Source organism: Stenotrophomonas sp. 278 (assembly GCF_003935715.1).
Lineage (GTDB): Bacteria > Pseudomonadota > Gammaproteobacteria > Xanthomonadales > Xanthomonadaceae > Stenotrophomonas > Stenotrophomonas maltophilia_AH.
On the sequence record NZ_RHPP01000010.1, the window covers coordinates 46,184 to 58,189 of the forward strand.

The following is a 12,006-nucleotide window of genomic DNA, read 5'->3' on the forward strand; positions in this document are numbered from 1 at the left end:
TGCGCGACCAATATCCGCCGGCGGCGGATATTGGCATGCGCCTTGCAGCACCCCACGCAACATCCCGTGGGAGTGCGTCATGCCCAACATGATTTCCGACTATCTGGGGGTCCATGCCCAGGCCATGCCGTTGCGCGAGCAGCGGATGAAGCTCATTGCCAGCAATCTGAGCAATGCCGATACGCCGGGGTACAAGGCCCAGGACCTGGATTTCGATGCGGCCCTGCGCAGCGCCCAGGGGCTGGACAGCAATGGCCTGATGCAGGCCACCAACGAGCAGCACTTCCTGACCGGCAACGGGCTCAATCCTTTCCAGATCACCAAGGAAGGCGTGCAGCCCAGCCTGGACGGCAACACCGTCGACCCCGATGCTGAACGTGCTGCCTACGGCCGCGCCGCGCTGGAGTACCGCGCGTCGCTGAGCTTCGTTGAATCCAAGGTGCGCTCCATGCTCACCGCGATCACGGGGCAATAACCCATGAGCAACCTGCCCATTTTCGACATCGCCGGCTCCGCGCTGCAGGCCCAGTCCGTGCGCATGAGCACGCTGGCCTCCAACCTGTCCAACGCCGATTCCGTCACCGGCTCGGCCGACACCGTCTACAAGCCGCTGGAGCCCATCTTCCAGGCCGTCACCAGCCGCACCGACCCGAACATCACCACGGTGCAGGTCAAAGAAATCAGCCAGAGCGACGCCGCGCCGATCAAGCGCTACGAGCCCGGCCACCCGCTGGCCGACGCCGATGGCTACATCTACCAGCCCGACGTCGACCCGGTGGCGCAGATGGTCAATCTCATTTCGACCTCGCGCAACTACCAGGCCGGCGTGGAGATGTTGACCACCGCCAAGGAACTGGCACTGGCCACCCTGACCATGGGTCGCTGACCCTACTTCCTGCAGGACACTCCGTCATGAGCACCACCAGCGGCGTCAGCAACACCGATATCTACAGCGCATTGGGCCTGACCGCGCCCAACAGCGACACCACCAAGAAGAAAGACACGCTCGACCAGGCCGACTTCATGCGCCTGATGACCGAGCAGCTGCAGCACCAGGATCCGCTGAAGCCGATGGACAACACCCAGATGGTCGCGCAGATGGCGCAGCTGTCGCAGGTGCAGGGCATCACCGACCTCAACACCACGGTCAAGGGCTTCCAGGAAGCCATGGCCGGCGACCAGGTGCTGCGCGGCGCGGCGCTGGTCGGTCACGAGGTGCTGGTGCCGTCCACGCAATGGCAACTGGAAAGCGAAGGCGACACCACCGGCATGGTGGCCGCGCCGGGTGCCGGCTTCGTCAACGTTGACGTGACCGACGCCAATGGCGTGAAGGTCGCCCAGATCAGCGTGGAAGCCAAGGCCGCCGGCGAAGTGACCTTCGACTGGGACGGCAAGGACGCCAGCGGCAACCGCCTCGATCCCGGCAAGTACACCCTCACCGCCACCCACACCGACACCAGCGGTACCCAGACCAAGCTCAGCACCTACGTGGAAGCACCGGTGGAAAGCGTCACGGTCGGCTCCGATGGCCTGTACCTGAACCTCAAGGGGCTGGGCACCGCCCCGCTCGACTACGTGCTGCGCGTCAGCTGACCTACCCGTACCGCATTCGAAGGAGAACGCCATGGGCTTCAACATCTCGCTGTCCGGCATCAATGCCGCCAACGCCGACCTCAACGTCACCGCCAACAACATCGCCAACGTCAACACCACCGGCTTCAAGGAATCCCGCTCGGAATTCGCCGACCTGTTCTCGGCCACCAGCTACGGCTTGTCCAAGAACGCCGTGGGTTCGGGCGTGCGCCTGAGCAACGTGGCCCAGCAGTTCTCGCAGGGCAACAACGAGCAGACCGGCCGCAGCCTGGACATGGCCATCTCCGGTGAGGGCTTCTTCACCATGAGCATGAACGGTGCGCGCGTCTACTCGCGTGCCGGCAACTTCCAGACCGACCAGGCGGGTTATGTGATCAACCCGCAAGGCGCGCGCCTGCAGGTGTTCGCACCGAATGCGGACGGCACCAGCTTCGACGCCGGCCGCCTGACCGACCTGCAGCTGCTGACCACCGACAGCCCGCCCAAGCAGACCGCGCTGGTCAACACCGCGTTCACCCTGCCGGCGAATGCTTCGCAGCCGACCATCGCCGCATTCGATCCGACCAACTCCAACAGCTACAACCACTCCACCGGTGGCATCACCGTGTATGACTCGCTGGGCGTCAGCCACACCCAGACGTCGTATTTCGTCAAGACCGCCAACCCGAACGAATGGCAGGTCTACAACTACGTGGACGGCCAGGCCGCAGGCGCGCCGACCACGCTGACCTTCAACAACGCCGGCGCGCTGACCCAGCCGGCCAACGGACACATCGTGATGGATCCGTTCACCCCGACCACCGGTGCCGGCACGCTGGCCATGACCCTGGACGTAAGCGGCTCCACCCAGTACGGCGAGAAGTTCGCCCTGCGCAACACCCAGCAGGACGGCTACGCCGCCGGCAAGCTCAATGAAATCACCGTCAGCGAAGAAGGCATCGTGTTCGCCCGCTACTCCAACGGCGATGACAAGCCGCTGGGCCAGGTCGCCCTGACCACCTTCAACAACAACCAGGGTCTGGAATCGAAGGGCAACAACCTGTGGGTGGAAACCTTCAGCTCCGGTACGCCGCGCACCGGCGCACCAGACAGCTCCAACCTGGGCCAGATCCAGGCCGGTTCGCTGGAAGCCTCCACCGTCGACCTGACCGAGCAGCTGGTCAACATGATCACCGCCCAGCGCAACTTCCAGGCCAACTCGCAGATGGTCTCGACGATGGACCAGATCACCCAGACCATCATCAACATCCGTTGATGAGCTGCTGACCGTCAGACGGGAACACGATCATGGACAAGGCACTCTACGTTGCGATGACCGGCGCCCGCGCCTCCCTGCAGGCGCAGGGCACGCTGTCGCACAACCTGGCCAACACCGATACGCCCGGATTCAAGGAAGCCCTCGCCAATACCGAGGCCTTCCCGATCAAGGGCGACGGCTACGCCTCGCGCGTGGATGCCCTGCACGTGGACGCCGGCTTCAACCGCCGCCAGGGCGCGCAGCAGATCACCGGCAACCCACTGGATCTGTCGCTGCAGGCCGGCAACTGGCTGGCGGTGCAGGCCCCGGCCGGCACCGACGGGGGTGAGGCCTATACCCGCGGTGCCGCGCTGTCGATCACCCCGAATGGCCAGCTGGTAACCGCCGGCGGCCATGCGGTGCTGGACGAGAACGGCACCCCCATCGCCGTTCCGCCGCACCAGGCGATGGACATCGGCAACGACGGCACGATCTCGATCATCCCCCTGGGTGAAGGCCCGCAGACCATGGCCAACATCGGCCGCATCCGCGTGGTGCAGGCCGCTGATGACCGCCTGGAACGCGGGCTGGATGGGCTGATGCGCAATACCGACCCGCAGCAGCCGTTCGTGCAGGCCCAGGGCAAGTCGCTGGAAAGCGGCCAGCTGGAAGGCAGCAACGTGGATGCCGCCGGTGCCCTGGTGCAGATGATCCAGCTGCAGCGCCAGTACGAAATGCAGGTGAAGGTGATCAAGCACGGCGATGAAAACGCCCGCAGCGCCAATTCCCTGCTGCGGCTGGGCGGCTGATCAGCCGCCGTGACGTTTTTCCGGCGCAGTTCTGGCACGCGCCATGCATGACCCCCGATAACCGCTTGATAGGAACACCGCCATGAACCAGGCACTGTGGATCGCAAAAACCGGATTGGACGCGCAGCAGACGCGCATGTCGGTGGTGTCCAACAACCTCGCCAACACCAACACCACCGGTTTCAAGCAGGACCGCGCCAGCTTTGAAGACCTGCTGTACCAGCAGGTGCGTCAGCCGGGCGGCTCCTCTTCGGCACAGACCCAGCTGCCGACTGGACTGCAGCTGGGTACCGGCGTGCGCGTGGTGGCGACCTCCAAGAATTTCGAGCAGGGCAGCCAGCAGCAGACTGGCCGCGCCCTGGACGTGATGGTCAACGGCCGCGGCTTCTTTGAAGTGCAGATGCCGGACGGTACGTCCGCCTACACCCGCGACGGCTCGTTCCAGCGCAACCAGAACGGCGAGCTGGTCACCAACAGCGGCTACCCGGTGCAGCCGGGCATCCAGATTCCGGAAGGCGCGCAGTCGCTGACCATCGGCACCGACGGCACCATCAGCGTGAAGATGGCCGACGACGCCGCCTCGGTGGAAATCGGCGCGTTGACCCTGACCGACTTCGTCAATCCCGCCGGCCTGCAGGCCCGTGGCGAAAACCTGTTCCTGGAAACCACCGCCTCCGGCCCGGCGCAGAACGGCAACCCCGGCCTGAACGGCCTCGGCAGCGTGGTCCAGGGCGCGCTGGAAGGCAGCAACGTCAACGTGGTGGAAGAGCTGGTCTCGATGATCGAAACCCAGCGCGCCTACGAAATGAACGCCAAGGCGATTTCCACCACCGACGCCATGCTCGGCTACCTCAACACCAACGTCTGACCGGTCTGAACCAGGACTTCCTCATGTCACTGCGCCCTGCCCTCCGCCTGCTGCTGGCCAGCGCCGTCACCGCCCTGCTCGGTGGCTGCGTGATCGCCGGCGATGTACGCCCCTATCCGGCGATGGCCCCGGTCACCCCGGTGATGGCCCCACAGGTGGCTCCCACCGCCGGTGCCATCTATGCCGCAGGCCCCGGCCTGCAGCTGTACTCGGATCGACGCGCGCGCGATGTCGGTGACCTGCTGACCATCACCCTGACCGAAAGCACCACCGCATCGACCACGGCCAACACCAGCACCGACAAGGAATCGAACCTGGCGCTGGGCACCCCGACGATCTTCGGTGCGCCGGTTACGCTCGGCGGCAAGGACATTCTCAGCGCGACCGCCAGCGGTTCGCGCGATTTCGCCGGCAAGGGCAGCAGCGCGCAGAGCAACCGCCTGCAGGGTAGCGTGACTGTCACCGTTATCCAGCGTCTGCCGAATGGCAATCTGGTGGTCCAGGGCGCGAAGAACCTGCGTCTGAACCAGGGCGATGAACTTGTGCAGGTGCAGGGCATCGTGCGCGCGGCGGATATCACGCCCGACAACACGATTGCGTCCAGCCGCGTCGCTGATGCGCGCATCGTGTACGGCGGGCGTGGGCCGGTGGCGCAGTCCAATGCGATGGGCTGGTTGAGCCGGTTCTTCAACTCGGCGCTGACGCCGTTCTGAGTACTGACATGAACACTTCTTTCGTCGATTTTGAAAAGCCCTGCTCCAAGCCGGCGCGGCAATGCAAGGGCGCGTGGCGACGCGTTCGTCATCCCGGCGCACGCCGGTCATGGGGCGCGGGGTGGCTCTACGCCGCGTCAGTTCTTCTGGCGACGTTTGCCTTCGTGGCACCGGCTTCGGCGGAGCGCATCAAGGACCTGGCCCAGGTCGGCGGCGTGCGCGGCAACGCGCTGGTGGGTTATGGCCTCGTGGTAGGCCTGGATGGCAGCGGCGACCGCACCAGCCAGGCACCGTTTACCGTGCAGAGCCTGAAGAACCTGCTGGGTGAGCTGGGCGTCAACGTGCCGGCCAACGTCAATCCGCAGCTGAAGAACGTCGCCGCGGTGGCGATTCATGCCGAGCTGCCGCCGTTCGCCAAGCCGGGCCAGCCGATCGACATCACCGTGTCGTCGATCGGTAACGCGGTGTCACTGCGTGGCGGTTCGCTGCTGATGGCACCGCTGCGCGGCGCGGATGGCCAGGTCTACGCCATTGCCCAGGGCAACCTGGTAGTCGGTGGCTTCGGCGCGCAGGGCAAGGACGGGTCGCGCGTGTCGGTGAATGTGCCCAGCGTCGGCCGCATTCCCAACGGTGCCACCGTGGAACGTGCCCTGCCCGACGTGTTCAGCGCGGGCGGCGAGATCACCCTCAACCTGCACCAGAACGACTTCACCACCGTCTCTCGCATGGTCACCGCATTGAATGCCGCTTTCGGTGAAGGTGCTGCCCGTGCGGTGGATGGCGTTACTGTTGCCGTGCAGTCGCCCAGCGACCCGGGCGCGCGCATCGGCATGCTGGCCCGCATCGAGAACCTGGAACTCACCCCGGGCGCAGCGCCGGCCAAGGTCGTGGTGAATTCGCGGACCGGCACCGTGGTCATCGGGGCCCAGGTCCGCGTGGGCGCGGCCGCCATTTCGCATGGCTCGCTCACCGTCACCATCAACGAAAACCTCAACGTCAGCCAGCCCAACGCGCTTGCCGGCGGCCAGACCGTGGTCACGCCGCAATCCACCGTGACCGCCACCGCCGACGGCAGCCGCATGTTCAAGTTCAATGGCGGCACCACGCTCGACGAGATCGTGCACGCGGTCAATGCCGTGGGCGCGGCACCGGGCGACCTGATCGCCATCCTGGAAGCCCTCAAGCAGGCCGGTGCGCTGAGTGCCGAGCTCGAGGTGATCTGATGCGCATTCAACCGGCACTGGAACTCAATCCCGCCCAGCCCAACAGCCCGGCCAAGGTCGACAAGGTTGCGCGGCAGCTGGAAGGTCAGTTCGCGCAGATGCTGGTCAAAAGCATGCGCGATGCCAGCTTTGGCGACTCGCTGCTGCCGGGCGAGAACACCATGTTCCGGGACATGTACGACCAGAAGATTGCCGATGCGATGACCAAGGGCCGCGGCCTGGGGCTGTCGGCGATGATCGCACGCCAGCTGGGTGGCGGCGACGCCGACGCGGCCAAGCCGGTCGATACCCGCCTGGATCCGAGCGCCGCGCTGCGCGCGTATCGTTTGAATGGTCCCGCGGCTGCACCCATGTCGCTGCCCACCGGCACGGCACCGGCGTCCACTGCCCCCACCGAAGTCGACCTGCTGCAGCAGTTGAACGGGCGCGATCCCTCTGCGGTGCTGCAGCCGATGGAACGCGCACTGGACCTGATCGCCGGCCGCGAGACCAGCCAGATGCACGAGGCCATCGGGCGCAGCGAACCGTATGCCGCCACGGACACGACCGGCACCGACTGGTCGACCATGGCCGATGATCGTTGGAGCGGCGTCAATGCGCCGGCAGCGGCAACGTCGGCGGTGGACACCCTGGCCAGCAGCACGGCTGCCGCGCAGCTCGGCGCGCATACTCCGGAAGGCTTCGTCGCCAGCATCTGGGGCCACGCCCAGCAGGCCGCTCGCGAGCTCGGCGTGGATGCCAAGGCGCTGGTCGCCCAGGCCGCGCTGGAAACCGGCTGGGGCCGCAAGCTCATCCAGCGCAACGGCGGTGCCGGCAGTTCGCACAACCTGTTCGGGATCAAGGCCACGGGCTGGAGCGGCGAACGCGCCACCACCGGCACGCATGAGTACGTCAACGGTGTTCGCCGTAACGAAACCGCCAGCTTCCGCGCCTACGGCTCGGTCGGCGAAAGCTTCGCCGACTACGTGAAGCTGCTCAAGAACAGCCCGCGCTACCAGAACGCCTTGCAGGCCGGCACCGACGTGCGCGGTTTCGCGCGCGGTCTGCAGCAGGCCGGCTATGCCACCGACCCGTCCTATGCCGCCAAGATCGCCGCCATCGCCGGTGGTCCGACCATCGAGCGGGCCGTGGCGGCCGTGGACGACGCCAGCCAGCGCCTGGGACGCACCTTTGCCAGCACCACCAGCCCGGCCGGGCTGGGTGTCATTCGACGTTGAGGTAACCCATGTCCGTACTTTCCACCGGCACCAGTGCCCTGCTCGCCTTCCAGCGCGCCCTGGCCACCACCAGCCACAACGTCGCCAACATCAATACCCCCGGCTACAGCCGGCAGAAAGTCGACTTCACCACCGCCAATCCGCAGAACCTGGGCTATGGTGACGTCGGCAACGGCACCCGCATCAGCGACATCCGCCGCGTCGCCGACCAGCTGGCGATCTCGCGCCTGCTCGACGGTAGCGGCGAACTGGCGCGGCTGAAGCAGCTGTCCGCCCTGGCCGATCGCGTCGACAGCCTGTTCTCGGACACGGCCACCAACGTCTCCGGGGTCTGGTCGAACTTCTTCGACACGGTCAGCGGACTGTCCTCCAACGCCTCCGGCACGGCCGACCGGCAGAACATGCTGGACTCGGCCGGGAACCTGGTGCAGCGCTTCAAGCAGCTCAACGAGAACCTCAACAGCCTCAATGAAGAGGTCAACAACGGCCTGATCGCAGGGGCCTCGGAGGTGAACCGGCTGGCCGCCGAGATCGCCCAGATCAACGGCGCGATCGGCAGCAATGCCAACAACGCCGCACCCGACCTGCTGGACCGCCGCGATCAGTTGATCGCCAACCTGATCGGCTATACCGGCGGCACCGCGGTGATGCAGGACGGCGGCTTCATGAACGTCTACACCGCTGGCGGACAGGCCCTGGTGGTGGGCACCAGCGCGACCAAGGTCACCACCGTCACCGACCCCTACCAGCCCGAGCGGCTGCAGCTGGCGTTTGAGACCCAGGGCCAGAAGATCACCCTGGACCCGAAAAACCTGGGCGGCCAGATCGGCGGCCTGCTGGAGTTCCGCCAGACCGTACTGACCCCGACCCAGGCCGAGCTCGGACGCCTGGCGGTGGGCCTGGCCAGCAGCTTCAACGAGACCCACCACAACGGCGTGGATCTGTATGGCCAGATGGGGGCTGATTTCTTCAGCTTCGGCAGCCCGCGCATCACCGGCAATACCGGCAACACCGGCAGCGCGAACTTCAGCACCGCCTACGGTGACCTGTCCAAGCTCGATGGCCAGAACGTCATGCTGCAGTTCAACGGCACCACCTGGCAGGCGACCCGCGCCGACACCGGTGCCGCCATCCCGATGACCGGCACCGGTACCGCCGCCGACCCGCTGGTCATCAATGGCGTGGAACTGGTGATGTCCGGCACGCCGGCCAACAACGACCGCTTCCTGCTGCAGCCGACCGCCGGCGTGGCCGGCAGCCTGTCGGTGGCGATCACCGACACCTCCCGCATTGCCGCCGCCGCACCGGTCAAGGCCGGTGCCGGCCTGAGCAACACCGGCACCGGCAAGGTGAGCGGCGTGGCCGTCACCGACTACGCCAACGCCAACCTGCGCAACCCGGCGGCGATCGTGTTCACCAGCGCCACCGAATACACCATCGACGGCACCGGACCGTTCACCTATACCGCCGGCGGCACGATCAGCGCCAATGGCTGGAGCTTCGTGCTCGATGGCGCGCCCAAGACCGGCGACAGCTTCAACATCACCCCCACGCCCGCCGGCTCCAGCGACAACAGCAATGCGCTGCTGCTGGCCAAGGTGGAGGATGCAAAGGCCTTCAATGACGGTACCGTCACCCTCAATGGCGCGCTGGGCGGACTGACCACCCTGGTGGGTTCGGCGGCACGCGCGGCGGACTACTCGCTGCAGGCACAGCAGGTGATCACCGACCAGGCGCAGGCAGCACGCGACTCCATCTCAGGCGTGAACCTGGATGAGGAAGCCGCCGACATGCTTCGCCTGCAGCAGGCCTACCAGGCCGCCTCGCAGCTCATTTCCACCGCAGACACCATGTTCCAGACCATCCTGGGGGCCGTATCGCGATGAACAATCGAATCTCCACCGGGATGATGTTCAACCAGTCCATCAACCTGATGCTCGCCAAGCAGAGCAAGATGAACCACCTCGAACAGCAGCTCGCCACCGGCAAGAAGCTGGTGAGCGCCAAGGACGACCCGGTCGCCGCCGGCACCGCCGTGGGGCTGGACCGCGCCGTGGCCGAACTGGAGCGCTTCGAGCGCAACGGCGACGTCGTCCAGAACCGCCTGGGCCTGCAGGAAAACGCCCTGGCACAGGCCGGCGACATGATGGCGCACATCACCGAGCTGACCATCCAGGCCAACAACCCTGCCCTGTCTTCCTCCGACCTCAAGGCGATCGCGTCGGAGCTGAAGAGCGTGCAGGAGGGCCTGTTGGCGCTTGCCAACAGCACCGATGGCAGCGGCCGGTATCTGTTCGGTGGCACCCACGATGCCGATGCCCCGTTCAAACTGACCAATGGCGTGGTCACCTACAGCGGCGACCAGACCCAGCGTCAGATCGAGGTCGCCCCGGATACCTTCGTCAAGGATGTGCTGCCGGGCAGTGAGATCTTCCTGCGCATTCCCACCGGCGACGGACGTCTGGACGGCAGCGCGGCTGCAGGCAATACCGGCACCGGCGTGCTCACCACCTTCGGCCAGCACGCCGCCTCCGGCAGCTGGAACGGCCAGAGCTACACCGTGCGCTTCACTGCGGCCGATACCTACGAAGTGGTGGACGCCACCAATACCGTGGTCCAGACCGGTACTTTCAAGGCCGGTGAGGACATCACCTTCGAAGGCGTCTCGATGCGGATCGAGGGCGAGCCGGCCACGGGCGACAGCTTCAGCGTCGGCGCAGCCAGCTCGCGCGACATCTTTGCCACCCTGGATGGCTTGATCGCCGCGCTTGATACCGCCGCCGATGACCCGACCGCCGTGGCCCAGCAGCAGAACGTGCTGCAGGGCGCGATCCGTGACGTGGCCCGGGCATCGGAAAAGTTCATCGATGCGCGTGCCGCCGGCGGTGCACAGCTGAAGGCCATTGACGATGCTGGCGCGCTCAGAGATGCGAACAGCGTCACACTCAAGACCACCTTGTCGGCGATGCGCGACCTGGATTACGCCGAGGCCATTGGCCAGTACCAGCTCGAGCAGATCTCCCTGCAGGCCGCGCAGACCATCTTCACCCAGATGCAGCAGATGAGTCTTTTCAACGCCATCCGCTGACCAACGAATCTGATTCCACGTGGCTGACGCGCATGGCGCGTCACTACGTTGAAAGCCTTGTGCCACAGGGCTTACGCCGACCATCACCCTGTCCCGGGTGATGTTGTCGGCGTTTTTTTCCTCAAGCATTCTCACACCTCGCCGTTATCCCTCCTGCAAGCACTGCGTCCAGACACGGCGCAGCCACTGCGTCAGTTCCGGGTGCACGCCGCGGCCGGACATTGCCCACAGGAAACAGATACATGGCACAAGTAATCAATACCAACGTGATGTCGCTGAACGCGCAGCGCAATCTGTCGACCAGCGGTTCCAGCCTGGCCACGACGATCCAGCGTCTGTCGTCGGGTCTGCGCATCAACAGCGCCAAGGACGACGCCGCCGGCCTGGCGATCTCCGAGCGATTCAGCACCCAGATCCGCGGCCTGGACGTCGCGGTCCGCAACGCCAACGACGGCATCTCGCTGGCCCAGACCGCCGAAGGCGCGATGGTCGAAATCGGCAACAACCTGCAGCGTATCCGTGAGCTGTCGGTGCAGTCGGCCAACGCCACCAACTCCGACAGCGACCGCGAAGCGCTGAACTCGGAAGTGAAGCAGCTGGTCTCGGAAATCGACCGCGTCAGCCGTCAGACCAACTTCAACGGCACCAAGCTGCTGGATGGTTCGTTCTCGGGTGCCCTGTTCCAGATCGGTGCCGATTCAGGCCAGACCATCGGCATCAACAGCATCGTCAATTCCAGCACCTCCGAGCTGGGCAACGGCCTCTACGCCGCCAAGCAGACCTCGACCGCCGCTGCCATGACCGGTGCTGCCACCGCTGCGGGCACCGTCACCGACATGGAGATCAATGGCGTCGCCATTGCCGACATCGACGTGGCCATCGGTGACAAGGCCGCCGACGTCAGCAAGAAGCTGGTCAATGCTATCAACGACAAGATGGACCAGACCGGCGTTTACGCGTCGCTGGACAAGGATGGCAAGCTGGAACTGAGCTCGCTGAAGTCGGGCAAGGACTTCGAGTTCACCGCCGCCACCACCGACGCCACCGGCCTGACCATCGCCCTGGCCGGCATTGCCGATGCCGATGCCACGGCCCGTGACACGGTCAGCGGCGTGGACATCTCCTCGGTAGCCGGTGCCCAGAAGGCACTGTCGATCGTCGACGATGCGCTGAAGTCGGTGAACAGCTCGCGCGCCGACATGGGTGCGATCCAGAACCGCTTCACCTCGACCATCGCCAACCTCAACACCACCTCGGA

12 protein-coding genes are annotated in these 12,006 nt (G+C 65.7%); all 12 read left to right on the forward strand.

Features of this window, described 5'->3' with window-relative positions; all coding sequences use genetic code 11:
- Positions 1 to 79 precede the first annotated feature (79 nt).
- On the forward strand, positions 80 to 475 hold the full coding sequence (flgB, locus tag EGJ34_RS03345) for a flagellar basal body rod protein FlgB (protein WP_125359108.1): 396 nt from the start codon (positions 80 to 82) through the stop codon (positions 473 to 475).
- 3 nt (positions 476 to 478) lie between these two features.
- Entirely contained in the window at positions 479 to 886 is a 408-nt protein-coding gene (gene flgC, locus EGJ34_RS03350) for a flagellar basal body rod protein FlgC (RefSeq protein WP_125359110.1), read from the forward strand.
- A 26-nt stretch (positions 887 to 912) separates the two neighbouring features.
- Complete coding sequence (locus EGJ34_RS03355; RefSeq protein WP_125359112.1) at positions 913 to 1,593, forward strand: flagellar hook capping FlgD N-terminal domain-containing protein; 681 nt, start codon at positions 913 to 915, stop codon at positions 1,591 to 1,593.
- A gap of 31 nt (positions 1,594 to 1,624) precedes the next feature.
- Positions 1,625 to 2,848, forward strand: coding sequence for a flagellar hook protein FlgE (flgE, locus tag EGJ34_RS03360; protein ID WP_125359114.1), 1,224 nt, complete (start codon positions 1,625 to 1,627; stop codon positions 2,846 to 2,848).
- Positions 2,849 to 2,880: 32 nt separating this feature from the next.
- On the forward strand, positions 2,881 to 3,639 hold the full coding sequence (locus EGJ34_RS03365) for a flagellar basal body rod protein FlgF (RefSeq protein WP_125359116.1): 759 nt from the start codon (positions 2,881 to 2,883) through the stop codon (positions 3,637 to 3,639).
- 82 nt (positions 3,640 to 3,721) lie between these two features.
- A complete protein-coding gene (flgG, locus tag EGJ34_RS03370) occupies positions 3,722 to 4,507 on the forward strand; it encodes a flagellar basal-body rod protein FlgG (protein ID WP_125359118.1) in 786 nt (261 codons plus the stop codon).
- A 23-nt stretch (positions 4,508 to 4,530) separates the two neighbouring features.
- Complete coding sequence (gene flgH, locus EGJ34_RS03375; RefSeq protein ID WP_125359120.1) at positions 4,531 to 5,220, forward strand: flagellar basal body L-ring protein FlgH; 690 nt, start codon at positions 4,531 to 4,533, stop codon at positions 5,218 to 5,220.
- A gap of 8 nt (positions 5,221 to 5,228) precedes the next feature.
- Positions 5,229 to 6,443, forward strand: a complete 1,215-nt coding sequence (locus EGJ34_RS03380) for a flagellar basal body P-ring protein FlgI (protein ID WP_260476887.1) — start codon at positions 5,229 to 5,231, stop codon at positions 6,441 to 6,443.
- Positions 6,443 to 7,660 carry a flagellar assembly peptidoglycan hydrolase FlgJ gene (gene flgJ, locus EGJ34_RS03385; RefSeq protein ID WP_125359122.1) on the forward strand — a complete coding sequence of 406 codons (1,218 nt, stop codon included), beginning with the start codon at positions 6,443 to 6,445 and terminating at the stop codon, positions 7,658 to 7,660. Before EGJ34_RS03380 ends, flgJ begins: the two co-directional genes overlap by 1 nt.
- A gap of 8 nt (positions 7,661 to 7,668) precedes the next feature.
- On the forward strand, positions 7,669 to 9,546 hold the full coding sequence (gene flgK / locus EGJ34_RS03390; protein WP_125359124.1) for a flagellar hook-associated protein FlgK: 1,878 nt from the start codon (positions 7,669 to 7,671) through the stop codon (positions 9,544 to 9,546).
- On the forward strand, positions 9,543 to 10,748 hold the full coding sequence (flgL, locus tag EGJ34_RS03395; RefSeq protein ID WP_125359126.1) for a flagellar hook-associated protein FlgL: 1,206 nt from the start codon (positions 9,543 to 9,545) through the stop codon (positions 10,746 to 10,748). Before flgK ends, flgL begins: the two co-directional genes overlap by 4 nt.
- A gap of 242 nt (positions 10,749 to 10,990) precedes the next feature.
- Positions 10,991 to 12,006 (forward strand): flagellin (locus tag EGJ34_RS03400; RefSeq protein WP_148100472.1); only part of this gene is annotated, 1,016 nt, incomplete at its 3' end.